Here is a 23189-nt window from a genome sequence, read left to right as displayed (position 1 = left end):
GGCGCTGTAAACCCGTCCCTGGGCGCTACCTTGCGCCATCCATGGCGCAAACCCCCTCTACGACCTGTCCCCGGCGCCTCTCGCTATCCAAAGTGCTCTGCTCGGTCTCAACGAGCACCCAAGCGCAGCGCCGGATGGCGGTTGACGTCCTTGTAGAGCAGATAGCGGAACGGCCCCGGCCCGCCGGCATAGCAGGCCTGCGGGCAGAAGGCGCGCAGCCACATGAAGTCGCCGGCTTCGACCTCCACCCAGTCCTGATTGAGGTGATAGACCGCCTTGCCCTCCAGCACATAGAGGCCGTGCTCCATGACGTGGGTCTCGTCGAAGGGGATCACGCCACCGGGCTGAAAGGTGACGATATTGACGTGCATATCGTGGCGCACGTCCGCGGGGTCGACGAAACGGGTGGTGGCCCAGCGCCCCTCGGTGTCGGGCATCTCCAGCGGCGCGATGTCGTTCTCGTTGGTGACGAAGGCCTCCGGGACCTCGAGGCCGTCGACGAACTCGAACGCCTTGCGCACCCAGTGGAAACGTACCGGCGCCGCCGACTCGTTGCGCAGCTGCCAGTCGCTGCCTGGCGGAATAAAGGCGTAGCCCCCCGGCGTCATGTGGTGGCGCTCACCGGCCAGGGTCAGGGTCATTTCGCCCTCGACCACGAACAGCACGCCCTCGGCGGCCGGGTCCAGTTCGGGCCGCTCGCTGCCCCCGCCCGGCGAGACCTCCATGATGTACTGCGAGAAGGTCTCGGCGAAACCAGATAGCGGCCGCGCCAGCACCCACAACCGGGTGTCGTTCCAGAACGGCAGGTTGCTGGTGACGATATCGCCGAACACGCCCTTGGGGATCACCGCATAGGCCTCGGTGAATACCGCGCGGTCGCTGAGCAGTTGGGTCTGGGGCGGGTGTCCGCCGTGGGGGGCGTAGTAGGAACGGTGCTTCACAAGCAGTCTCCTAAAAAATATTGGAAATAGTTTCCATAATGGTCTTCACTCAAGCATGCAACAAGTGAGAAGCGTCGGCGTATACAGGCGCTAGCTCCTCCAGAGTAACAATGCCGGCATCAGATCGGCACGCAACCTGCATCAGCAACGGCACCACTCTCAACACATCGAGGTACCCATGCCTTCACACTCAAACAGCGACAGCAGCAGCCCTCACGCGGGATCCTTCAGAATCCCTCATATCTACGTGATCCTGTTCGTGTTTATCGCCATCGCCGCGGTGGCGACGCATTTCGTTCCCGCCGGTGAGTTCGAGCGCATCCCTGGCCCCGAAGGGCGCATCACCATCGACCCCGAGTCGTTCCAACACGTCGAGCCTTCGCCGGTGGGCGTGGTCGACTTCATGCTGGCCATCCCCAACGGGCTGATGAGCGCCGGCGAGGTGGTGTTCTTTACCTTCATGATCGGCGGCATGTTCATGGTGCTGCGGCGCACCGGCATCATCGAGATCGGCGTCGACAAGCTGACCCGGCGCTTCGCCAACCAGAGCCTGCTGATGATCCCGGTATTGATGACGGTGTTTGCCCTGGTCGCCACCATCATCGGCACCCAGGAGCTGGCGCTGGTCTATGTGCCGGTGATCCTGCCGCTGATGATCGCGCTGCGCTTCGACTCGGTGACCGCCGCTGCAGTGGCGCTGTGTGCCACCACCGCCGGCTTTGCCACCGGTGTACTCAACCCGATCAATACCGGGCTCGGTCAACAGCTGTCCGACCTGCCGCTCTATTCCGGCTTCGGTCTGCGCGCCGTTGCCTTCGTCATCGTGCTCGCAGCCGGCATCTACTTCGTGATGCGCTACGCACGCAAGGTGCGCGATAACCCGGAACTGAGCCTGATGGCCGGCGACGCCAGCGAGGCGGAAAAGCGTGCCACCTACCAGCATGCCGGTGACGAGGGCGCGCTGATCGCCAATACCCGCCAGAAGCTTGCAGCCCTGGCTACCTTCGCCTTCTTCGGCATCCTGGTCTACGGCGTACTGCAGCAGGGCTGGTTCATGATGGAGATGGCCGGCCTGTTCATCGTCATGGGCATCGTCGTCGGCCTGATTGCCGGTCTCTCTACCGAGGCCATCTGCGAAGGCTTCAACAAGGGCTTTCGCGACGTGCTGGTGGGCGCCATGATCGCCGGTGTGGCGCGCGGCGTGGCCGTGGTGCTCGAGGACGGCCAGATCATGGACACCCTGGTGTTCGGCCTCGGCAATCTGGTCGGTGAGCTGCCCACCATGCTCTCGGCGATCGGCATGTACTTCGCGCAACTGGCCTTCAACTTCGTGGTGCCGTCCGGCAGCGGCCAGGCGCTGGTGACCATGCCGATCATGGCACCGCTCTCCGACATCATCGGCGTCACCCGCCAGACCGCCGTGCTCGCCTTCCAACTCGGTGACGGCATGGGCAATATCCTCTACCCGACCTCCGGCTACTTCATGGCCACCCTGGCCATCGCCGGCGTGCCCTGGCAGAAGTGGGTCAAGTTCTTCTTCCCGCTGTTCTGCGTATGGGTACTGATCGCGCTGGCTTTCCTGGCCTTTGCCCAGGCGACCCAGTGGGTCGGCTGAGCGGCTAGCCGCTGCCCCGATGCGCCTTCCCCCTGGCCTCATCGGCCAGGGGGAAGACCTGGGCAACGCCAGCAGCATCCCCTGCATGCCCGCTCAACCCACCGGTGCCGGGTGCTGTTCCGCCCAGTGGCGGGCGATATCCACGCGCCGGGTCACCCACACCCGGTCATGGGCTTCGATATGATCGAGGAAGCGCTGCAGGGCACGGAAGCGTCCGGGTCGCCCGATCAAGCGGCAGTGCAGACCGATCGACATCATCTTGGGTGTCTCCTCCCCCTCGGCGTAGAGCACGTCGAAGGCGTCGCGCAGGTAGCTGAAGAAGTGGTCGCCGGTGTTGAAGCCCTGGGGCGTGGCGAAGCGCATGTCGTTGGTATCCAGCGTATAGGGCACGACCAGGTGGCTATGGGTCTCACCTTGACTGTCCTGCTCGCGGGTCCAGAACGGCAGGTCGTCGCCATAGTAGTCGCTGTCGTAGAGGAAGGAGCCCTCATCGAGTACCAGCCGGCGCGTGTTGACGCTGTCGCGACCGGTGTACCAGCCCAGTGGCTTCTCGCCGTAGAGCGTCTGGAAAATCTCGATGGCACGCTGCATATGCTCGCGCTCGAGGCCTTCGGGCATGCCCTGATAGTGCAGCCAGCGATAGCCGTGGCAGGCGATCTCGTGGCCCAGCTCCTTGAACGCGTGCGCCACCTCGGGATGACGCTCCAGTGCCATGGCCACGCCGAACACGGTCAGCGGCAGGCCTCGCTTCTCGAACTCATTCAACACCCGCCAGACCCCGGCCCGCGAGCCGTACTCGTAGATCGACTCCATGCTCAGATGACGCTCGGGGTAGGCTTCGGCGCCGACGATCTCGGAGAGGAATTTCTCGGAGTGGCTATCGCCATGCAGCACGCAGCTCTCGCCACCCTCTTCGTAGTTGAGCACGAACTGCACCGCAATCCTGGCATTATCCGGCCAGTTGGCCTGAGGCAGGGTGCGGCCGTAGCCAATCAGGTCGCGAGGGTAGTCCTGGGTCATGGTCGAGCCTCTCCTTATTTTATACTAATCGCTATACTGACAACACTTTATGTATACAATCTAAAGATAGAGTGTGTTCAGTTGACTTGCAAGTCCTCAGTCCCTCTGCTGACGGCGCCAAGCAGCATCATCGCCTGGGCCTGGGCGAGTGCCGCATCCAGGCAGTCGATCACACGGCTCTCAGCGTCCAGCTCCGTGGCCAAGCCGGCGAAGGCCGCCCCGCCGACGATGACCACCTCCGGCACCAAGCGCGTCTGCTGCGACTCAAGGGTCGCCGCCAAACGCTGTCGTGCCAGATCGCGCTGCGCCGGTAACGTCAGGTCATCGATGGCGATGGCGTCAATGCCCAGGCAGTGGCGCGCCACGCCGAGGTCGTTGAGCTGGTCCTCGATCATTCGCGGCCAGCGTACCCCGGGGGTGATCACCGAGAAGCGGCCACCCAGCTGCAGCGCGCTCAGCACCGACGCCTCGAGCATCCCCACCACCGGCACCGGGCTGATTTCGCGTACCGCGGCGATGCCCGGTTCACCGAAGCAAGCCAGCAGGATGGCGTCGAACCCCTTGGGATCAGCTGCCAGGTGATGCTCGGCCATACCCAAGACGGCAGCCGCGGACAGCGCACAGTCACGCCGCGAGGCAATGTAGGCCACGCTATCGACGGCGGTATCGGCCACCACCTCGACATCCGACCCCAGCAAGTGCCTGGCCTTGGCGGCCATCTGTTCCGTCATCGCAGCATTGGCATTGCCGTTGAGCATTAATAAACGCATCAGCGCCTCCTTGATCATGTTGCCGGGCGGCTACCCAGCCAATCAAATTGTATACATAAAGACATAAGAAAAGACGACATTTCATCATAAAAGTCATTTTTTGAGTCGCCACTCACCCGACTAAAGGCGAACGCTTTCCAGAGAAATCTCCTATCTCACTGTTTTTTCAGGAAATAAAACGTTTTATTCGCCTTCACTCAAGGCTTGCAATTCAGCATAGCCTTGCCTATTTTTGTATACAAATAAAAATTACTTTGTCCACGACAAGCGAGCCGCAGGTCGAAGCACAACAACCACCCCCTACCTTTGCGAGGACCGCGATATGGCTAACATTGATCAGTCAGCGGCACAGGCCGAGCTCACCAGCTCGCCTACCAAGGCGCCAGGCCAGGAGAGCCTGGCCCCCCAGCAGACCCGCATCATGGGTCGCCCCTCCTACTTCCTGGCCTGGTTCGGCGGCTGCGTGTCGATCGGCACCTTCGCCATGGGCTCCAGCGTGGTCGGCACTCTCAACCTGATCCAGGCCACCCTGGCGATCGCCATCGGCTGCTTCGTCATCGGCATCGCCCTGGCCATCAATGGCGCCGCCGGCTACAAGTACGGTATTCCCTTCATGGTCCAGGCACGCAGCGCCTTCGGCTTTACCGGCACGCGGATACCCGGCCTGGTTCGTGCCGTTCCCGCCGTAGTGTGGTACGGCTTCCAGAGCTGGATCGGCGCCGGCGCCTTGAACATGGTCTCGGCGACGCTGTTCGGATTCGACAACCTGATCTTCTACTTCATTACCTTTCAGTTCCTGCAGATCGGCCTGTCGGTGATGGGCTTCCAAGGCATCAAGTGGCTGGAGAACATCGGCAGCATCTTTATCCTCGCCTCGCTGACCTACATGTTCTACGCCACGGTGCAGCGCTACGGCGATGTGCTCTCGGCCAACCTGCTGACCATGGAAGGCTCCTGGGGTATGCCGTTCTGGGGCGCCACCATGCTGTTCCTGGGCATCTACAGCACCATGATGCTCAACGTTAGCGATTACTCCCGCGAGCACAAGAAAGGCACCGGGCCGGGCCTGCTGACCACCATCTATGCCATGTCGATCCTGCCCTGCACCATGTTCATGGGCCTGATCGGCTATATGGTCTCCGAGGCCACCGGCACCGCCGACCCGATTCAGGTCTTCGCCAACGCCGTGGACAACACCCCGCTGCTGATGACCACCCTGCTGTTTATCGCCTTCGCTCAGGTCACCACCAACGTGCTCAACAACGTGGTGCCGCCGACCTATGTGCTGATGGACGTGTTCAAGCTTAAATTCCCGGTCGCCACCGTGATTGTCGGCCTCCTGGCCTTTGCCACCTTCCCCTGGAAGCTGGTGCAGCCCGAGTCTGCCGCCGGCCTGCAGCTGTTCGTGCAGACCTACTCGGCCTTCCTCGGCCCGATCTTCGCCATTCTGGTGGTCGACTACTACATCCTCCGTCGCCGCACCCTGGACATCGCCAAGCTGTATGACGAAAAGGGCCCCTACCAGGGCGTCAACTATGCGGCGCTGATCGCTACCCTCGTGGGCATCTTCGCTGCCCTCACCTTCTCCGCGGTCTCCTGGTATGCCAGCCTGATCCCCGCCGGTATCACCTACTACCTGCTGATGCAGCACTGGGGCCTCTGCCAGCGCTTCCGCCAGTAGCCCGACAACCCTCAACCAAACGCCAGCGTCCCGGACTCAGGCCCGGGGTGCTGGCGTTTTGGTGATCGCCCAAATGACAACCGCCAGGCGTCTTCAGGCACCGAAAATAGTGTGCAGGTCCGGCGCGCCCTCCAGTTCCTCGACCATGGAAAGGGAGGCCTCGATGGCCTTGAGATGGCGGCGCATAAAAGCCGCGGCACGCTCGCCGTTGCCTTCTTCGAGAAAGCGGATCAGCTCGTCATGGTCGTGGGACTCGCAGCCCAGATGGCCGGGGTTGCCGTAAACAGCGAGGATCAGCGAGGAGCGCGAGCAGAGCCTGGCCACGAACTCGGCCAGGGTGGCATTGCCGGCTAGCTGGGCCAGCCGTTCGTGGAACATCGCCGAGATCTTGATCGCTGTACTCTGCTTTCCGCCGCGCAGCGCCTCATGCTCGCGCCGCGTCAGATCGCGAAGCGCGTCGGCATCGGCAGGCGTCAGATGGCGTGCCGTTGCCGGCATCAAGCCGCACTCGACCAGTTGACGCGCCGCGAAGACCTCCCTGGCTTCCTCGGCAGTGGGCCTCGTCACACTGGCCCCGCGGCGCGGCGTCAAGGTAACCATCTGCTCCAGGGCCAGGCGCTGCAGAATCTTGCGAATCCCGGTACGGCTGATGCCGAACACCTCGGCCAGCGCATCCTCACGCAGCCGCGCCCCGGGCTTGAGGCGCTGCTCGATAATCGCCTCGCTGATCGCGCGATGGATCGCCTCGTGGCGCTCGGCGCCGTCGCCTGCCTTGCCGCGACCACGCGCCCCCACTTCCGGTCGCGACGCTGACATCACGCCGACAGCCGGCAGCAGGCCGCCCAGTGGGTGTCGCTCAACCCTCGTGCGGCAGGCACCGCCGCCAGGCACTCGTCGGTGGCCTGCGGGCAGCGCGGCGCAAAGGCGCAGCCCCGCGGCAGTTCGGCAAGATCCGGGGGTGCGCCGGGAATCGCCTGCAAGCGCTGGCCGCGCTGCGCCCCCGAGGCGCGCGACGCCATCAGTCCCTGGGTATAGGGGTGCTGAGGATCGCCAATGATCTCCTCGACCCGCCCCGACTCGACGATGCGTCCGGCATACATCACCGCGATACGGTCGGAGATCTCGTTGGCGACCCCCATATCGTGGGTGACGAAGATCACCGACATCCCCAGCTCACGCTGCAGGTCGCGCAGCAGCAGCAGAATCTGGATCTGCACCGTGGCGTCCAGCGCCGTGGTCGGCTCATCGGCGAGCAGCAGCTTGGGCCGGCAGGAGAGTGCCAGCGCGATCATCGCCCGCTGGCTCATGCCCCCCGAGAGCTCATGGGGATAGTTGGCCAGGCGGCGCTGGGGCGAGGGGATGCGCACCAGCTCGAACAATTCCAGTGCCCGTGCCAGGCCTTCGCGGCGGCTGACCCCTTCATGGCGGCACACCGTCTCGGCGATCTGCTCGCCGATGCGGTAGACCGGGTCGAAGGCCAGCATCGGCTCCTGGAAGATCATCGACGCCGTGCGCCCGCGAAAGCGGGTCAGCTGGCGCTGCGACATGGCCAGCACGTCCTGGCCGTCGACGCTGACCCGGCCCGAGATCTGCGATCGCCGCTCCGGCAGCAGTCGCATCAGAGTGCGCAGCGTGACGCTCTTGCCGGAGCCGCTCTCGCCGAGAATGGTCAATACTTCGCCGCGCGCGAGGCTCAGATCGACGCCGTTGACGGCGTGCACCTGCCGCGTCGGGGTGCGAAAGTGCACGCTCAGATCGCGGATCTCGACCAGCGGGGCCTGGGTCGTGGTCGTGGCGACGGGCTTGGCAGCAGCTAGGCTCATGTCGGACTCTCCTCTGAGACGCGCTTGACGGGCACCGCGCCGGCCATGACCTCGTCGGCGCGCCGGCAGGCGACCTGGTGCGCCGTACCGCAGGCCTCGAGCGGCGGCTCGGCGGCGCGGCAGGCGTCCTCGACCATCGGACAGCGCGGACAGAAGCGGCAGCCCGGCGGCAGGTCGATGGGGTTGGGCGGGTCGCCGACCAGCGGCGCCTGCTGGGTGCGCTGATTGGGGTTCATCGACGGCATCGCCGACAGCAGCGCCCGGGTATAGGGGTGCGCCGGGGCACGATAGAGCGCCTCCACCTCACCCATTTCGGCGACCTTGCCGAGATACATCACCATCACCCGGTCGCTGATATAGCGCACCACGTTGAGGTCGTGGGAGATGAACAGATAGGTCAGGCCATACTCCTGCTTGAGATCCATCAGCAGATTGAGCACCTGGGCCTCCACCGACTTGTCGAGCGCCGAGACCGCCTCGTCGAGAATCAGCAGCCGCGGCTCCAGCGCCAGAGCGCGGGCGATATTGACCCGCTGGCGCTGGCCCCCCGACAGTTCATGGGGGTAGCGGTGGGCGAACAGGCTGGGCGACAGCCCTACCTGGTCGAGCAGGCGCCGCGCCCGCTGGCGCGACTCGCGGCGATTCACGCCGTGCACCTGGGGGCCGAAGGCGATCGAGTCTTCGACGCTCATGCGCGGATTGAGCGAGGCGTAGGAGTTCTGGAACACCATCTGCACCTGGCGGCGCATCTCACGTACCGAGATGCCGCCGCGCTGGCCGATCGGATCGCCGTCGAAGACCATCTCGCCGTGATCCGCGTCCAGCAGATGCATCAGCAGCCTCGCCGTGGTCGACTTGCCGCAGCCGGACTCCCCGACGATGCCCAGCGTCTCGCCCTTGTAGACCTCGAAGTCGACGCCGTCCACGGCGTGCACGCGCTTCGCTTGGCGGCCCATCCCACCGCGGGAGATGGTGAAGTGTTTCTGGAGGCCGCGCACCCGCAGCAGCGGCTGCGCCTTGCCGCCGCGGTCGAGTGCGTCATGCGGGGAAAGCGATTGCGAGTTGGTCATAGCTTGACGTCCATGGCCGAGCGCAGCCCGTCGCTGAGCATGTTGAAGCAGATCGACACCGTGAAGATCATCATCCCCGGCAGCACCGCCACCCAGGGATTGACGTAGATGGCGTCGCGCATGGTATTGAGCATCAGCCCCCACTCCGGCATCGGCGGCCTGGCGCCCAGCCCCAGGAAGGAGAGCCCCGAGGCGAGGATCATGCTGACACTGATCAACGAGGTGGCGTAGACGAAGATCGGGCCCAGCACATTGCCCAGCACATGGCGCCGGATAATGGTCAGGCTGCGGGCGCCGCTGGCGCGGGCCGCCTCAATGTAGTCGACGCTGCGCACCTGGGTGGTGACGCTCTCCGCGACCCGGGCGATCGGCGGGATAAAGACGATGGTCAGCGATAGCAGCGAGTTGACCAGGCCTGCTCCCAGCGCACCGGCCAGCGCCACCGCCAGCAGCACCGCGGGAAAGGCGTAGAAGACGTCGATCACTCGCATGATCACGCTGTTGGTCTTGCCGCCGACGAAGCCGGCGACGATACCGATGGCGCTGCCGATCACGAAGGCGTTGATCACCGGCATCACGCCGATCAGCAGCGACAGCCGGGCACCGTGAATCAGCCGCGACAGCACATCGCGCCCCAGCTCGTCGCTGCCCAGAGGATAGCCCGGCGAGCCGATCGGCTGCAGGCGATGGATCATGCTGGTCTGGAAGGGATTGGCCGGCGCCAGCCAAGGCGCGAACAGCGCCGCCAGCACGATCAGTAACAGCACGATACCCGAGACCAGGGCCACCGGGTCGCGGCGCAGGCGGCCGAACACCGCGCCCCAGTAGCCCTGTACCGGGGCGGGCGCAGGCGCGTCAGCCTGAGCGCCATCGAGAGTCAGTGACATAGCGTACTCCTCGGCCGGTCAGCCACGCTGGATCCGGGGGTCCAGGCGCGCCTGGGCCAGATCGACGATAAGATTGAGCATCACGAAGAACAGCGCCAGCACCAGGATGGTGCCCTGCAGAATCGGCAGGTCACGCTGGAAGATGGCGTTGTTGAGCAGCAGCCCGGTGCCCGGCCACGAGAACACCGTCTCGACCAGGATCGACCCGCCGAGCAGGTAGCCCAGCTGCAGGCCCATCACCGCCAGCGCGGTGGGTGCCACGTTCTTGACCACATGGCGAAACACCTGGCGCTCCGCCATGCCCTTGGCACGCAGCGCCTCGACGAACTCATGGGCCAGGATATCGGCGACCATGGCGCGGATGGTGCGCGTGACCACGCCCATGGGAATCACCGACAGGGTCACCGCGGGCAGGATCAGATGGCGCAGATAGGCCCACTCGAAGTTCCAGTCGCTGGAGCTGCCGGGACCGGCCCCCGAGGAGGGCAGCCAGTTGAGCTCCACCGAGAAGATGATCACCAGCAGCATGCCCAGCCAGTAGTGCGGCACGCTGACGCCGCCCACCGCGATGCCGGTCACCAGGCGGTCCAGCAGCGAGCCCTGGAAGTAGCCGGCCAGGGTGCCGAACACGCAGCCCAGGGTGAATCCGATCAGCGAAGCGGCAAACGCCAGCAGCAGGGTGTTCTTCAGGGCACTGAAGACCTCGGCGGTGACGGCGCGGCCGTTGGCCGCCGAGAGCCCCAGGTCGCCCTGCACCGCACGCACGACCCAGCGGCCATACTGCTCGGGTAGCGGGCGGTCGAAGCCGTAGGCGCGCTGCACCATCGCCACCACCTCCGACGGCGCATCGGGGGAGACCACCGCATCCATCGGGTCGCCCGGGGAGAGGTGGACCAACGAGAAGCAGAAGAAGCTCACCGCCAGCGTGATGGGAATGACGTAGAGCACGCGCTTGAGGAAATAGATAGGCATGCGATCTCCAGGCGGGCAGCGGCACGGCGGCAATGCTCAGCCGCCGTGCCGCTGCGCGGCTCACTCTTCGATGTAAACCGGGGTCAGGTCCTGGAACCAGTTCTGGGCCTGGACGAAGCCCTGCACGCGTGGGTTCATGGCCCTCGGTCCAACGTCGTGGGCCACCCACAGCCAGGCGGCATCGTCGACCATGCGCGCATGGAACTCGGCCAGCAGCGCATCCTGGGCATCCTGGTCGAAGGTCACCTTGGCCTCGTCGAGCAGGCGGTCATACTCGGGGTCGTCCATGTAGCCCCAGTTGAAGCCGTCGGGCGCTGCCATGCTGGAGTGCATGAAGCGATAGAAGGCGGCGAAGGGGTCGAGCCAGCCGAAGGTGATATTGGTGGCATGCGCATCGAGGCTGGTCTCATGATCCGCACCGCGGCGCCAGTTGGGGAACAGCGACTCCCAGTCCAGCACCTCGAACTCCAGCTCGATGCCGACTTCGGCGAAGGTCTGCTGGATATACTCGTTCATCGCCAGCGGCTGCATCTGGCCGGAGCCCGAGGTAGAGATCAGCACCTTGATCTCGACCGGGTTATCCGGGCTGTAGCCGCTCTCTGCGAGCAGGCGGCGCGCCTCGTCGGGATCGTAGCCGATCTCGAACTCGGGCTCGCCAAACCAGGGGTGATCCGGGGTCACGGTACCTACCGCCGGCACCATCAAGCCCCCCAGCAGCGACTCGAGTCCTTCACGATCCACCGCCAGATTGGCCGCCTTGCGCACGTTGATATCGCGCCACGGGCTGCCCTCGAGCATCGAGAACTGGTAGGGCCAGGTGTGCGGGTAGGGGTTGCTGGTGATGACCATGCCCTGGGATTCCATCCGCGCGATGGCGTCGGCCGCCGGCGATTCGATCCAGTCGACCTGGTCGGAGAGCAGCGCCGAGGTGCGGCTGCTCGACTCCGGCATGGGCAGCAGCTCCACGCGGTCGACCTGCGGCACGCGGTCGGCATCCCAGTAGTCGGCAAAGGGTTCGAGCACGGCGCGCTCGCGCGGCACCAGGCGCGTCAGCTTGAAGGGACCGGTGCCGGAGGGCTGGCGAGCGAACTCATCCCAGTCACCGTCCAGCGCTTCCCACTGGGCCGGGCTGGAGAACAGCAGGAAGGTCAGCTGATAGGGGAACCAGGCGTCCGGCTCACTGGTGGTAAAGCTGATGGTGTAGTCGTCGACTTTCTCGTAGCCGTCCATCGAAGGGATACGGCCGCGCACGTTGCCGGCCTGGCGGGCATCGAACTGCGGGGCGTCCTCGTCGTAGACCTTGTCGAGGTTCCAGATCGCGGCATCGGCATTCCAGTCGCTGCCGTCATGAAAGGTAACGCCCTCGCGCAGATGGAAATGCCACACCTGCTGGTCGTCCTCGTCGACCTCCCAGGACTCGGCCAAGCCCGGCGTCAGGCCGCTGACCTCGTCGGCGGAGGACATGTCCCAGTTGATCAGCGCATCGTAGATGGTGTAGCCGACGAAGCGGTAGCCTTCGAAGCCGCTATCCGGCTGACCGGTGGTCAACGGAATGTCCGACGCCGTCATGGCGATGCGTAGGGTTTGCTCGGCCTGGACGGTCGTCGGCGACGCCAGGACGGCGAAGCCGAGGCTCAGGGCAGCGACAGGTGCCGCCCAGTGCCAGGTTTGCGCACTTTTTTTGTATACCATTGTTGCACTCTCCCCTCGTGGGTTTACCAGCCAGGCGACGCGACATCGCCCGCACTGCTAGAGGGGTTAATGCAAGGATGGGGCCAATTTTAGCCAGATGATGGTCGTGCGTTCGGCAACATCACAAAATTCTAAAATACAAAATTGGCATAATTTCGTATACAACAATGGTTTGGCAGCGGCTGCCGAGGCCATGAAGGTGCGACGATGAACCGGCAAACGGGCAGAGGCCGTAGCGCAGCGAGACGCGATGGGCTTGGGTGGGTGCACCAGGATATGGCATGGATGCCTGGCCAGGCACCACGGCAGGGCGCAGGATCCCGGGCTGCGATGCGATCAGCCGCTGAAGATCCGCTGCAGATCGGGCACTTCCTCCTCCTCCTCGACGATCGACAGCGAGGCTTCGATAGCCTTGAGGTGGCGGCTCATAAAGGCCGCGGCACGCTCGCCGTCGCCCGCCTCGAGAAAGCGGATCAGCTCGTCGTGGTCGTGGGATTCACAGCCCAGGTGGCCAGGATTACCGTAGACGGCCAGAATCAGCGACGAGCGCGAGCAGAGCCGTGCCACGAACTCGGCCAGGGTGGCATTGCCAGAGAGCTGGGCCAGGCGCTCGTGGAAAGCCGCCGAGAGCTTGATCGCGGTGCTCTGTTCACCTGCACGCAGCGCTTCGCGCTCGCGGCGGGCCATATCGCGCAGCGCACTGGCATCGTCTGGCGTCATGTGCCGCGCAGTGGCCGGCATCAGGCCGCACTCGACCATCTGCCGGGCATCGAAGACGTCCTTGGCTTCGTCCGCGGTGGGGCGCGTGACGCTGGCCCCACGCCGCGGGGTCAGGGTCACCAGTTGCTCCAGCGCCAGGCGCTGCAGAATCTTGCGGATGCCGGTACGGCTGACCCCGAACACATCGGCCAGGGCATCCTCGCGCAGCCGCGCGCCGGGCTTCAGGCGATGCTCGATGATGGCATCGCTGATCGAACGGTAGATCGCATCGTGACGCTCGGCACCGTCGCCGTTCTTGCCCAGCCGCTTGCGTGACGGGACATCGCCGGTCGCCGCCGTAGAGTCGGGTTGTCGCTCGGTCATGGTCGGCATGTCTCCTTATCAACGACACAGGCGCCGGGCTTGACGGCCCCGCGCTTGCCATATCGGCTATTGTATACGCATCGCGACAGCGGATACGACTGCGGCCCGCCGAGGAGGCGGGCCGCAGATATGACAGGCAACTTCGGAGGCCTCAGCCTTCACTCACGCCAGTCAGCAATCGCTTCACGCTCCTCGTCGGTCATGTTGGTCATGTTGCCGAGGGGCATGTAGCCGCTCTCGACCACCTGCTTGATCTGACTCATCTGGCGCAGAATCTCATCCTCGCTTTCGTAGGTGACACCGGCCGGTGCCGAGGAGAAGCTGGCATGGCTGGGGCTGCGCGCATGGCACTGTACGCAGTGCTCCTCGATGATGGTGGTGACCTCTTCCATCGGGGTGCCCGTTTCGCCTTCTGCACTCGGTGCGCCGGGGCCAGCCGGCATCGCCACCCACATCGCTAAGGCGATCAGCGCGGTGCCCGCCGCCGGATAGGCTGGCTGAATCTTGCCCGAGTGCATCAACACGAAGAACTGACGGATCAGCGCCCCAGCAAAGATGAACAGCGACATGATCACCCAGGCGTGATCATGATTGTAGGCAAAGGAGTAGTGGTTGCTGATCATCAGCAGCACCACCGGCAGGGTGAAGTAGGTGTTGTGCACCGAGCGCTGCTTGCCGCGCTTGCCGTCCAGCGGGTTGGGGGTTTCGCCGGCCTTCATCGCCGCGACCATGCGCCGCTGTCCGGGGATGATCCAGAAGAACACGTTGGCCGACATCGCCGTGGCCATTACCGCGCCGGTTAGCAGGAAGGCCGCACGGCCCGAGAACATCTGCACGCTGAGATAGGCCACCACCACCATCAGCACTGCCACGGCAAGGCTCAGCAGGCCATCGCGCTCCATGTTGGGGCTGATGCGCTTGCACATCTCGTTGTAGACCACCCAGCCGCCGAGCAGGAAGGCCAGCGCCAGGATATTGGCTTGCGTACCGCTGAGGTTGGCGGCCCACTCCCAGCTGCTGCCGGGATTGACCAGATAGAAGCTGGGGTTGGCCATGTACAGCAGCACGAACAGCGCGAAGCCAGACAGCCAGGTGGTATAGGACTTCCAGAACGACCAGTGCAGGTCGTCGGGCAGCTTGGCCGGTGCCGTGGCGTACTTCTGGTTGTGATAGAAGCCACCGCCGTGGACCGCCCACATCTCGCCGAAGACGCCCTTGTCACGGTCTTCAGCGGCCTTGGGCTTCTTCAAGCCGTTGTCCAGCATCACGAAGTAGATCGATTCGCCGATCCAGGCAATCGCGGCGATGACGTGCAGCCATCGCAGCAGCAGATTGGCGAATTCCAGGAGAAAGGATTGCATACGCTAACTCTCGCTGTGGTTGTTGTGTCGTCTCTCGATCAGGGGCGTCCGCTTAGCTGCCGCGGTAGGTCGAATAGCTGTAGGGCGACAGCAGCAGCGGCACATGGTAGTGCTCGCTGGCATCGGCGACGCCGAAGCGCAGCGGGATGCGATCGAGGAAGCGCGGCTCGCGGCCGGCGACACCCTGGCGGGTCAGGTACTCACCGGCGTGGAACAGCAGTTCATACTCGCCGGTGGTGAAGGCGTCGCCCTCGAGGATCGGCGCATCGCAGCGGCCATCGTCATTGGTCACCACCTCGCCGAGGCGGCTGCGCTGCTCGCCCTCGAGGCGGAATATCTCGATACGAATGCCGTGCCCGGGGCGACCCAGCGCGGTGTCCAGTACGTGCGTCGTCAAGCGTCCCATGGGGATCTCCTATTGTTGGTGAGGTAGCTAGACCCTATCCTATGAAGACAGTTTTAGCTCTAAAGAGAGTACATTTCAAAGTTTTTTTGTATACAGTAAGTGTATTGTCCTGACCCGCACGCCCAAGGAGGCCGCCATCATGAGCACTACCCCGCTGACCCCTCGACCCAGTCAACTCGACCGCAGCGCCTTCGTGGCAAGCTTCGGCGACATCTACGAGCACTCGCCGTGGGTCGCCGAGCTGGCCTGGGAAGCCGGTCTGGGCGATGCCCAGGACAGCCCGGCGGGCCTCGCCGCCGCCATGGGCGAGGTGCTGCGCAGCGCCAGCGCCGAGCGTCAGCTCGAGGTGATCCGCGCTCACCCCGATCTGGCCGGCAAGGCGGCGCTGGCCGGCAAGTTGACCGACGACTCGACCCGCGAGCAGGCCGGTGCCGGGCTCGACCAGTGCAGCCCCGATGAGCTGGCACGCTTCGAGCGCCTCAATGCCGCCTACAAGGCCAAGTTCGGCTTCCCGTTCGTGATGGCGGTGAAGGGCAACGACCGCCACGACATTCTTGCGGCATTCGAGACCCGCCTCGATAACAACCCCGCCGAGGAGCGCCGCACCGCCGTCGAGCAGATCAACCGCATTGCCCTGCTGCGCCTCGAGGGCCGCGTCGGCTAGCCGCCTGCGATGGAATGGAATCGATTTCCGCCCGCACGACAGCTCGGCGGCGAGCGTGTATCCTGTGGCGCAGTGATCACAGGTGCACGGGGACGGAGAGCAAGGCGTGAGTGAGACCAAACGCAAGGCAGTGGGCCGGCCCGCTGGGTCAGGCAAAAGCAGCGGCGGGCACAGCCAGTCGCTGGTGCGCGGGCTGAACATCCTCGAGGGACTGGCCGCCGCGCCGGTGGGCCTGGCGCTGTCCGACATCGCGCAGATCGTCGGCCTCGCCCCCTCCACCACCCACCGCCTGCTGCAGGCGCTGCACAAGCAGGGCTTCATTACCCAGGACACCGAGCTGGGGCTGTGGAAGATCGGCGTCAAGACCTTCCAGATCGGCAACACCTTCCTCGAGTCCCGCGATTTCGTCGCCACCGCTCGCCCCTACCTGCGCCGGCTCACCGACGAGAGCGGCGAATCGGCCAATCTGGGGATCCGCGATGACGGCATGGCGGTATTTCTGGCCCAGAGCGAGTCGCCGCAGATGATGCGCATGATTACCCGTCTCGGCTCGCGGGCGCCGCTGCACGCCTCGGGGGTCGGCAAGGCGCTGCTGGCCTGGCTGCCGGAGAAGGAGGTCGAGCGCATCCTGCAGGCCCGCGGCCTGCCCAAGGTCACCGACAACACCATCGATACCCCGGCGCGACTGCGCCAGGGCATGGCCGAGATCCGCCGCCAGGGCTACGCCTGCGACCGTGAAGAGCACGCCGTGGGCCTGCACTGCGTGGCCGCCTCGATCCACGACGAGCAGGGCAACCCGCTGGGCGCCATCTCGGTCTCCGGCCCGGTGGCGCGGATTCCCGAGTCGCGCCTCGCCGAGCTTGGCGGCCTGGTCAGCCGCGCCGCCCGCGAGATCACCACCCAACTGGGCGGCCGTCTGCCCAGCGCCGACGAGTATTGATCACCCCAGGCCCGTGCCGAGCGGCGCGTTCGCGGTTACACTGAGCGCCAGTTTTCTGCCGCACTGCGAGGCCCGCGATGAGTCCCCACCTGCTGTCCGTCGATTCCCTGTCACGCGATCGCGTCGATCACCTGCTGCGGGTCGCCGCGCGCATGGAGCCGATTGCCCAGCGCCGCCAGGTCACCCGGGTGCTGGAGGGCGCGGTGCTCGGCAACCTGTTCTTCGAGGCCAGTACCCGCACCCGGGTCAGCTTCAATGCCGCCTTCTGCCGGCTCGGCGGCAGCGTCTGCGACACCACCGGCTTTACCTTCTCGTCGATGGCCAAGGGCGAGTCGCTCTACGACACCAGCCGGGTGATGAGCGGCTACTGCGACGCCATCGTCATGCGCCACCCGGACCAGGGCTCGGTAGCCGAGTTCGCCGCCGCCACCAATGTGCCGGTAATCAACGGCGGCGACGGCCCCGGCGAGCATCCCAGCCAGGCACTGCTCGACCTCTATACCATCGACAAGGAGTTCGCCCGCCTCGGCAAGCCGCTGGCCGGCGCGCATATCCTGCTTACCGGCGATCTCAAGTACGGCCGCACGGTGCACTCGCTGATCAAGCTGCTGTCGCTCTACGATCCGCTGCGCATCACCCTGGTCTCGCCGCCGGGGCTGGAGATGCCCAGCCAGCTGATCGACCTGGTCAGCGACCGCGGCCACCGCATCGAGCAGCGCGAGAGCCTGGCCTGCGACTTCCGTGATCTCGACGTGATCTACACCACGCGCATCCAGAAGGAGCGCTTCACCGAGGAGATGAGCGAGGGCTTCGCCGGCATCTCCCAGGACTTCAGCGTCGACCGCGACTTTCTCGACGCACGCTGCAACGCCGACACCATCATCATGCACCCGCTACCCCGCGACAGCCGCCCAGGGGCCAACGATCTCAACGTCGACCTCAACGGCGACCCGCGCCTGGCGATCTTCCGCCAGACCGACAACGGCATCCCGATGCGCATGGCGATCTTCGCCACCCTGCTGCAGGTCGAGGAACTGATCGAGAAGGATCTGCGGCCGGTGCGCTGGTTCGTGCCCCAGCGGGTCGGGGTCGACGACGCCGCGCCCTAGCCAATGGGATAGGCTGTCGAACGGCGCGGAATGTGCGAAACTGCGAATATCGGCCTGGCAACGTCCACCAATAACAACCCTGCGCACTGTCGAGGAGTCATACCGCCCATGAATATGCGTACCGCCTACCTATCACTAGGAGCCTTCTACAGCCTGCTGATCGCCATCGGCGCCTTGGCGCTGCTGATGGGCGGTGGCTCGGCCATGTCAATCGTTCAGCTCGGCGTCGGCGCACTGGCCGTGGTCGGCCTGTGGGGCTATACCCTGGGCCGCGGTTTCATGAACCCGCGTATCTGGCGGCCGCTGGCGGGGATCCTGGCAATTGCCGTGGTCCTGCAGCTGATTCTGGTGCTGACCGCGGGGATGTCGAAGACCGACATCACCTGGATGCTGATCAGCGCGGTATTCTCGGCGCTGCTGGTGGTGATTCTGTTCCACTACGGCAACCGCGACCAGGCGCTGTGGGCCTCCGAGGCCGACGTCGAAGGCGGCAAGACCCTCGAGACACTGCTCAATCGGCAGTCGCCACTGAGCGCCGAGAACGTCAACGACAAGCGCAAGGCCAGCGTTACCGTAGGCCGCGAAGGCAACCACTACAGCGTGCGAGTACGTCGCGAGCACGGCAGCGACGTCGAGCAGTTCGAGGAGCGCTTCAGCCACCCGGCGACCCTGGCGTTCTTTATCGAGAAGTACACCTGCATCACCGCCGACGATATTGCCAAGCAGAACGCCAACGCCGGCAGCGACTAGCCGGGCAGCCCTTCCCGCTGGGCGAACCAGCTTTCCAGGATCAGCACCGCGGCAATCCCGTCGACGCTGTCGTCACGGTAGTTGCCGCGGTGCCCCGCCTCCCGGGCAATGGCCTTGGCCTCGCCGGTGGAGCCGCGCTCATCGACCATCTCGCAGGGAACGCCGTAGCGGCCGAACAGCCGCTTGCCAAACTTGCGCGCCCGCACGCTCATCTCCTGCTCCTCGCCGTCGCGGGTCAGTGGCAACCCGACCACGAACAGGTCCGGCCGCCACTCGTCGACCAGCCGGGTGATCACCGCCCAGTCGGGAATACCGTCACGCGCGTAGAGCGGGTCGAGCTGACGAGCACTGGCCAGCAGCTCGTTGCCCACCGCCACACCGATGCGCCGGGTGCCGAAGTCGAAGGCCAGGATCAGGCGCTCACCGGCCTTGCCCATCAGCGGCGCCTCCGGGTCATGAATGCCCCGCCTCGCGGCTCAACAGGTTGAGGTCCACGCCCAGGCTGCCGGCAGCCGCCTGCAGACGCTGCTCCGGGAGCACCTCGAAGAGGATCTGCGCGCTGCCCTCCACGGTCAGCCAGGCGTTCTCCTTGAGCTCGTTCTCGAGCTGGCCGGCCTCCCAGCCGGCACATCCCAGGCAGACCAGGAACTGCTCGGGGCCGCGGCCGTCGGCCAGCGCCTGGAGCATGTCCATGGACGTGGTCAGGGCGATCTCGTCGGCGACCTGGATACTCGAGTCCCACGGGGTGGCGCTGCCGCGGTGCAGGATGAAGCCGCGGTCCTTGTGCACCGGGCCGCCGTAGTAGACCGGGGCATCGCGGTGCGGGCTGTCATCGCCGCCCAGGTCGAGCTGCTCGAACAGGGCGTCGAGGGTGAGGTCGAGCGGACGGTTGACGATCACCCCCATGGTGCCGTTGTCGTCGTGATCGCACAGGTAACTCAGGCTACCGGCGAAGTTGGCGTCCTCGAGATGAGGCATCGCCAGCAAAAAATGGTGTTTCAAGCTTTGCATGGGCCTCCCGGGCGCGGGGCGGTCCTGCCCTCATTGCACGCCAATATGATTGCCTTTCCCGAAGCGCCAGACGCGGGTGATCGACAGGCTGTCGAGCGTCCCCAGAGCGTCGTCGAAGGGCGGGTAGGGCGCCGCGCCGCGCACGGTGGCCAACGCCACCTGGTCGAGTTCGGGATGTGTCGATGATTGTACCACCTCTGCCTGGCGGAGCTGACCGTCGCGGCCGATCACCACGCGTATCCTCAGCTCGCCGTCGAGATGCGCCGGCGCCGGGTAGTCGCGATTGCCGTAGGTTTCGATGCGCCGTGTCCAGGCTTCGATATAGCGCGCCTCGGCGGCCTCTCGGGCAGCCTGACGGGCTTCCCCCGACTGCTCGGCAGCCAGCGTCGCGGCCTCGCCCTGCTGACGCAGGCTAAGCGCCGCCTGGCCCAGCGGATCGCGACTGTCGCGCGCGCCGGCCTGGCCCGCGGGGCGTGGGTCGGCCAGCGTCGGCCGTTGCGCCAGCGCCGGATCGATACGGGTCGGGCTCGACTCTCCCTGGCTGGCGCTGACCACCTCGGCCAGCTGAGCCACCGGAGGCGCAGCAAGATCCGGCGTCAGTTCGCCGGCTTCCGCCGCTGGCGCGGTAATTGACCGGTCGGCGGCGGCCAGCCTGGCCGTCGCGGCGCTGGCGTTAGCGTCGCCGCGCGCCTGCTGATCGGCCTCGGCGATGCGGTCGCTATCCACCGGCTGACGCTCGGGCTGGTTGACCAGCACCACCTCGATGCTGGTCGGCGGCGCCAGCTCGGGACTCAGCGTCCAGCTCGCCACCACCCCCAGTATCGCCAGGTGCAACACGATCGCCAGCGCCCAGGCCAGCCAGCGCCGATAGGCACGTGTGACCGGGGCATAGTCGAGGGCATCACCGACGCTGGCCACGACGCTCGCCTCAGCCTAGCCGCCGCAGGATGGCGTCCATGAGCAACCCGGCGATGTCGGTGCCGCGCTGATCGTCGATCTCGCGTACGCAGGTGGGGCTGGTGACGTTGATTTCGGTGATGTAGTCGCCGATCACGTCGAGGCCGACGAACAGCAGCCCCTTGTCACGGATCAGCGGCTGGACCTGCTCGATCAGCCAGTGGTCGCGGGCGGTCAGCTCGCGGCTGACGCCGGTGCCGCCGGCGGCCAGGTTGCCGCGGGTCTCGCCGGCCATGGGCACCCGCGCCAGCCCATAGGGCACCGGCTCACCGTCGACCAGCAGGATGCGGGTATCGCCGTCGCGGATCTCGGGAATATAGCGCTGGGCCATGATCTGGCGCTGGCCGCGCTCGGTGAGGGTCTCGATAATCGCGCCCAGGTTGCGGCCCTCGGGCTGGACGTGAAAGATGCCGCTGCCACCCATGCCGTCGAGGGGCTTGAAGATCACATCGCCATGCTCGGCGTGGAAGGCGCGCAGCACCGGTTCGCTGCACGACACCAGGGTCGGCGTGCAGCAGTGCGGGAACTGCTGGGCAAACAGCTTCTCGTTGCACTCCAGCAATGCGCGGGTCGGATTGACCACCAGTACCCCTTCACGCTCGGCGAAACCCAGCAGGTGTACGGCATTGAGAAAGTGGGCGTCCACAGGCGGATCCTTGCGCATCAGGATCACATCCAGCTCGGCCAGCGGCCGCGCTGCGGGTTCGCCCAGGTCATACCAGTGCTGAGGGTCGCGATGCACGCGGAGCTCGGACTGGCGGGCATAGGCGTGGCCGTCCTTCAGGAACAGATCCTCCTGCTCCATGTAGGCCAGCGACCAGCCGCGATCCTGGATCGCCCACAGCATCGCCATGGTGGTGTCTTTCTTGAAGGCGATATCGGCAATGGAGTCCATCACCACGCCAACCCTGAGTGCGCGCTTGCTCATCGCGGGGTATCCATGCAGTCAACTGATAGTGAGCGCAGTATGACCCAGGGCCACGATCGAGACCAAGCCGCCGCGATCACTCGCCGCGGTGAGCCCCCGGCACCAGGCGAATACCGCCCTCCTCGATGGTGATCAGGCGGCGCTTGTAGAGCCGCCCGATGGCCTGCTTGAAGGCGCTCTTGCTGACTCCGAGGCGGGTCTTGATCTCGGCCGCCGGACTCTTGTCAGCCAGCGCCAGATAGCCGCCGCTCTCGCGCAGCGCCTTGAGCACCGCCTCGCCGACCACGTCCAGCTTGGCCTCGCCCGGCGGCAGCAGCGACAGGTCCAGGCGGCCATCGTCGCGGACCCGCTTCACATAGCCGGTCAGGCGCTGGCCGCGACGCGGCGCCCGCGGCAGGTCATCGTGGTAGAGCAGCCCCCAGAAACGGTGGTTGACCACCGCCTTGACGCCCAGGTCGGTACGATCCTCGACCACCAGCGACACCTCATCCCCCGCCACCAGGCCCTCGGCGGCGTCGACGATAAAACGGTCGAGGCGCTGCGAGGCCACCGGACGGCCCTGCTGGTCGGCATAGATCATCACCAGCACCCGCTTGCCCACGTCGGGGCGAAAGCGCTGCTCGCCGAACGGCAGCAGCAGGTCCTTGGGCTGGCCCCAGGCCAGAAAGGCGCCGGTGGCATTGACCGTGACCACCTCCAGGTAGGCCACCTCGCCAACGCTGGGTAACGGACTGGGAGGGCGAACGGCAGGCTTTATTGAAGATTCCCGAGGCGTGCGGGACATAGGCGTATATCCAGATGGGCGGCAAAGATGTTGTCATTATGTCGTGGCAACCGTGGCAGCAGCAAAGCGTGATCAAAAAAAGCGGCCCGCAGGCCGCTTAAAGGTCTCACTTGCTCGCCATCTACGAGCATATCGCCCGGTATTACTGACTGGTTCAGACCTCGCGCTTGCCATCCACCAGCCGGCTCACGCCCAGCGGGTTGCCATCCTGGAGCGCCTCGGGCAGCAGCCCCGCCGGCAGGTCCTGGTAGCACACCGGGCGCAGGAAGCGGTGGATCGCCGCACTGCCCACCGAGGTGGTGCGGGCGTCCGAGGTGGCCGGATAGGGGCCGCCGTGGACCATGGCGTGGCACACCTCGACGCCGGTGGGCCAGCCGTTGGCCAGTATCCGCCCGGCCTTGCGCTCAAGCGTCGGCAGCAGGCCCTTGGCCGCTGCCAGGTCGCCGTCGTCGAGCTGCAGGGTGGCGGTGAGCTGGCCTTCCAGCCCCTCGGCGACGCGCTGCATCTCGGCCAGGTCACTGCACTCGATCACCAGCGAGGTGGCACCGAAGACCTCGGCCTGCAGCGCCTCATCGGCGAGGAAGTCTGCGGCACTGGCCACGAACAGCCCGGTCTGGCACTGGTGGGGGCCGTCGCCGCTCTGGCCGCGGGCGACTTCTCTGACCTTGGCATGGCCGGCCAGGGCGCCGAGGCCGTCGCGGTAGGCGCCGTGGATGCCGGGGGTG

Annotated in this window: 23 protein-coding genes and 1 pseudogene; 6 read left to right on the top strand and 18 right to left on the bottom strand. The window is 65.6% G+C overall.

Going from position 1 to position 23189, the window contains the following annotated elements; genetic code table 11:
* Positions 1-107: 107 nt before the first annotated feature.
* Positions 108-941, bottom strand: coding sequence for a bifunctional allantoicase/(S)-ureidoglycine aminohydrolase (locus IEI94_RS14785; RefSeq protein WP_191168045.1), 834 nt, complete (start codon positions 939-941; stop codon positions 108-110).
* 178 nt (positions 942-1119) lie between these two features.
* Between IEI94_RS14785 and IEI94_RS14780 the strand changes: the two genes are divergently transcribed.
* Positions 1120-2556 (top strand): YfcC family protein, encoded by a 1437-nt coding sequence (locus tag IEI94_RS14780; protein ID WP_191168044.1) that lies wholly within the window; start codon positions 1120-1122, stop codon positions 2554-2556.
* Between the two features lie 93 nt (positions 2557-2649).
* Here the strand turns inward: IEI94_RS14780 and puuE are convergent, their stop codons facing one another.
* Both puuE and IEI94_RS14770 read right to left on the bottom strand, forming a co-directional pair.
* Entirely contained in the window at positions 2650-3576 is a 927-nt protein-coding gene (gene puuE / locus IEI94_RS14775) for an allantoinase PuuE (protein WP_191168043.1), read from the bottom strand.
* A 77-nt stretch (positions 3577-3653) separates the two neighbouring features.
* Positions 3654-4346, bottom strand: coding sequence for an aspartate/glutamate racemase family protein (locus IEI94_RS14770; protein ID WP_191168042.1), 693 nt, complete (start codon positions 4344-4346; stop codon positions 3654-3656).
* A gap of 322 nt (positions 4347-4668) precedes the next feature.
* On the opposite strand from IEI94_RS14770, the gene IEI94_RS14765 reads away from it, so the two are divergent.
* Positions 4669-6027, top strand: a complete 1359-nt coding sequence (locus IEI94_RS14765) for an NCS1 family transporter (protein ID WP_191168041.1) — start codon at positions 4669-4671, stop codon at positions 6025-6027.
* Positions 6028-6120: 93 nt separating this feature from the next.
* On the opposite strand, the gene IEI94_RS14760 is transcribed toward IEI94_RS14765, so the two are convergent.
* The 9 genes from IEI94_RS14760 to uraH form a co-directional block, all read right to left on the bottom strand.
* Positions 6121-6843, bottom strand: a complete 723-nt coding sequence (locus tag IEI94_RS14760) for a GntR family transcriptional regulator (protein ID WP_191168040.1) — start codon at positions 6841-6843, stop codon at positions 6121-6123.
* Positions 6843-7850 carry an ABC transporter ATP-binding protein gene (locus tag IEI94_RS14755; protein ID WP_191168039.1) on the bottom strand — a complete coding sequence of 336 codons (1008 nt, stop codon included), beginning with the start codon at positions 7848-7850 and terminating at the stop codon, positions 6843-6845. The genes IEI94_RS14760 and IEI94_RS14755 overlap by 1 nt, the downstream gene beginning before the upstream one ends.
* A complete protein-coding gene (locus IEI94_RS14750) occupies positions 7847-8920 on the bottom strand; it encodes an ABC transporter ATP-binding protein (RefSeq protein ID WP_191168038.1) in 1074 nt (357 codons plus the stop codon). Before IEI94_RS14750 ends, IEI94_RS14755 begins: the two co-directional genes overlap by 4 nt.
* Entirely contained in the window at positions 8917-9807 is an 891-nt protein-coding gene (locus IEI94_RS14745; protein ID WP_191168037.1) for an ABC transporter permease, read from the bottom strand. The genes IEI94_RS14750 and IEI94_RS14745 overlap by 4 nt, the downstream gene beginning before the upstream one ends.
* Positions 9808-9825: 18 nt before the next feature.
* Positions 9826-10779 (bottom strand): ABC transporter permease, encoded by a 954-nt coding sequence (locus IEI94_RS14740; protein ID WP_191168036.1) that lies wholly within the window; start codon positions 10777-10779, stop codon positions 9826-9828.
* Positions 10780-10839: 60 nt separating this feature from the next.
* Entirely contained in the window at positions 10840-12471 is a 1632-nt protein-coding gene (locus IEI94_RS14735; protein WP_191168035.1) for an ABC transporter substrate-binding protein, read from the bottom strand.
* Positions 12472-12807: 336 nt separating this feature from the next.
* Positions 12808-13554 carry a GntR family transcriptional regulator gene (locus IEI94_RS14730; RefSeq protein ID WP_191168034.1) on the bottom strand — a complete coding sequence of 249 codons (747 nt, stop codon included), beginning with the start codon at positions 13552-13554 and terminating at the stop codon, positions 12808-12810.
* A 158-nt stretch (positions 13555-13712) separates the two neighbouring features.
* Entirely contained in the window at positions 13713-14915 is a 1203-nt protein-coding gene (locus IEI94_RS14725) for a urate hydroxylase PuuD (protein WP_191168033.1), read from the bottom strand.
* Positions 14916-14967: 52 nt separating this feature from the next.
* Positions 14968-15321 (bottom strand): hydroxyisourate hydrolase, encoded by a 354-nt coding sequence (gene uraH / locus IEI94_RS14720; protein ID WP_191168032.1) that lies wholly within the window; start codon positions 15319-15321, stop codon positions 14968-14970.
* A gap of 139 nt (positions 15322-15460) precedes the next feature.
* Here uraH and uraD point away from each other — a divergent pair, with 139 nt between their 5' ends.
* The 4 genes from uraD to IEI94_RS14700 all read left to right on the top strand — a co-directional run bounded on the left by uraD (position 15461) and on the right by IEI94_RS14700 (position 18784).
* The gene (uraD, locus tag IEI94_RS14715; protein WP_191168031.1) at positions 15461-15985 is read left to right on the top strand and encodes a 2-oxo-4-hydroxy-4-carboxy-5-ureidoimidazoline decarboxylase; all 525 of its coding nucleotides are present in this window, start codon (positions 15461-15463) and stop codon (positions 15983-15985) included.
* A gap of 106 nt (positions 15986-16091) precedes the next feature.
* Entirely contained in the window at positions 16092-16925 is an 834-nt protein-coding gene (locus IEI94_RS14710; RefSeq protein ID WP_191168030.1) for an IclR family transcriptional regulator, read from the top strand.
* Positions 16926-17002: 77 nt separating this feature from the next.
* The gene (locus tag IEI94_RS14705; protein ID WP_191168029.1) at positions 17003-18034 is read left to right on the top strand and encodes an aspartate carbamoyltransferase; all 1032 of its coding nucleotides are present in this window, start codon (positions 17003-17005) and stop codon (positions 18032-18034) included.
* A 108-nt stretch (positions 18035-18142) separates the two neighbouring features.
* Positions 18143-18784, top strand: a complete 642-nt coding sequence (locus tag IEI94_RS14700) for a hypothetical protein (protein ID WP_191168028.1) — start codon at positions 18143-18145, stop codon at positions 18782-18784.
* On the opposite strand, the gene ruvX is transcribed toward IEI94_RS14700, so the two are convergent.
* The 6 genes and pseudogenes from ruvX to IEI94_RS14670 all read right to left on the bottom strand — a co-directional run.
* Positions 18781-19221 (bottom strand): Holliday junction resolvase RuvX, encoded by a 441-nt coding sequence (gene ruvX / locus IEI94_RS14695; RefSeq protein ID WP_191168027.1) that lies wholly within the window; start codon positions 19219-19221, stop codon positions 18781-18783. The genes IEI94_RS14700 and ruvX overlap by 4 nt on opposite strands.
* A gap of 16 nt (positions 19222-19237) precedes the next feature.
* Positions 19238-19795, bottom strand: coding sequence for a YqgE/AlgH family protein (locus tag IEI94_RS14690; RefSeq protein WP_191168026.1), 558 nt, complete (start codon positions 19793-19795; stop codon positions 19238-19240).
* Positions 19796-19825: 30 nt separating this feature from the next.
* Positions 19826-20713, bottom strand: a complete 888-nt coding sequence (locus IEI94_RS14685) for an energy transducer TonB (RefSeq protein WP_191168025.1) — start codon at positions 20711-20713, stop codon at positions 19826-19828.
* A 10-nt stretch (positions 20714-20723) separates the two neighbouring features.
* Positions 20724-21680: a glutathione synthase gene (gene gshB / locus IEI94_RS14680; RefSeq protein WP_191168024.1), complete on the bottom strand. Its 957-nt coding sequence runs from the start codon at positions 21678-21680 to the stop codon at positions 20724-20726.
* Positions 21681-21756: 76 nt separating this feature from the next.
* Positions 21757-22464, bottom strand: a complete 708-nt coding sequence (locus IEI94_RS14675) for a S1 RNA-binding domain-containing protein (RefSeq protein ID WP_191168023.1) — start codon at positions 22462-22464, stop codon at positions 21757-21759.
* 154 nt (positions 22465-22618) lie between these two features.
* A pseudogene (locus IEI94_RS14670) lies at positions 22619-23189 on the bottom strand (aldehyde dehydrogenase (NADP(+))); the annotation flags it as partial.

This window comes from Halomonas sp. ML-15, from assembly GCF_014779595.1.
Taxonomy (GTDB): Bacteria; Pseudomonadota; Gammaproteobacteria; order Pseudomonadales; family Halomonadaceae; genus Franzmannia.
This window is presented reverse-complemented; position numbering and strand designations above follow the sequence as displayed.

Bases quoted from the DNA above. Each gene is read 5' to 3' on its own strand.
- IEI94_RS14780 (WP_191168044.1), top strand. From the start codon at position 1,120: ATGCCTTCACACTCAAACAGCGACAGCAGCAGCCCTCACGCGGGATCC.
- puuE (WP_191168043.1), bottom strand. From the start codon at position 3,576: ATGACCCAGGACTACCCTCGCGACCTGATTGGCTACGGCCGCACCCTG.
- IEI94_RS14770 (WP_191168042.1), bottom strand. From the start codon at position 4,346: ATGCGTTTATTAATGCTCAACGGCAATGCCAATGCTGCGATGACGGAA.
- IEI94_RS14765 (WP_191168041.1), top strand. From the start codon at position 4,669: ATGGCTAACATTGATCAGTCAGCGGCACAGGCCGAGCTCACCAGCTCG.
- IEI94_RS14760 (WP_191168040.1), bottom strand. From the start codon at position 6,843: ATGTCAGCGTCGCGACCGGAAGTGGGGGCGCGTGGTCGCGGCAAGGCA.
- IEI94_RS14755 (WP_191168039.1), bottom strand. From the start codon at position 7,850: ATGAGCCTAGCTGCTGCCAAGCCCGTCGCCACGACCACGACCCAGGCC.
- IEI94_RS14750 (WP_191168038.1), bottom strand. From the start codon at position 8,920: ATGACCAACTCGCAATCGCTTTCCCCGCATGACGCACTCGACCGCGGC.
- IEI94_RS14745 (WP_191168037.1), bottom strand. From the start codon at position 9,807: ATGTCACTGACTCTCGATGGCGCTCAGGCTGACGCGCCTGCGCCCGCC.
- IEI94_RS14740 (WP_191168036.1), bottom strand. From the start codon at position 10,779: ATGCCTATCTATTTCCTCAAGCGCGTGCTCTACGTCATTCCCATCACG.
- IEI94_RS14735 (WP_191168035.1), bottom strand. From the start codon at position 12,471: ATGGTATACAAAAAAAGTGCGCAAACCTGGCACTGGGCGGCACCTGTC.
- IEI94_RS14730 (WP_191168034.1), bottom strand. From the start codon at position 13,554: ATGACCGAGCGACAACCCGACTCTACGGCGGCGACCGGCGATGTCCCG.
- IEI94_RS14725 (WP_191168033.1), bottom strand. From the start codon at position 14,915: ATGCAATCCTTTCTCCTGGAATTCGCCAATCTGCTGCTGCGATGGCTG.
- uraH (WP_191168032.1), bottom strand. From the start codon at position 15,321: ATGGGACGCTTGACGACGCACGTACTGGACACCGCGCTGGGTCGCCCC.
- uraD (WP_191168031.1), top strand. From the start codon at position 15,461: ATGAGCACTACCCCGCTGACCCCTCGACCCAGTCAACTCGACCGCAGC.
- IEI94_RS14705 (WP_191168029.1), top strand. From the start codon at position 17,003: ATGAGTCCCCACCTGCTGTCCGTCGATTCCCTGTCACGCGATCGCGTC.
- IEI94_RS14700 (WP_191168028.1), top strand. From the start codon at position 18,143: ATGAATATGCGTACCGCCTACCTATCACTAGGAGCCTTCTACAGCCTG.
- ruvX (WP_191168027.1), bottom strand. From the start codon at position 19,221: ATGGGCAAGGCCGGTGAGCGCCTGATCCTGGCCTTCGACTTCGGCACC.
- IEI94_RS14690 (WP_191168026.1), bottom strand. From the start codon at position 19,795: ATGCAAAGCTTGAAACACCATTTTTTGCTGGCGATGCCTCATCTCGAG.
- gshB (WP_191168024.1), bottom strand. From the start codon at position 21,680: ATGAGCAAGCGCGCACTCAGGGTTGGCGTGGTGATGGACTCCATTGCC.
- IEI94_RS14675 (WP_191168023.1), bottom strand. From the start codon at position 22,464: ATGTCCCGCACGCCTCGGGAATCTTCAATAAAGCCTGCCGTTCGCCCT.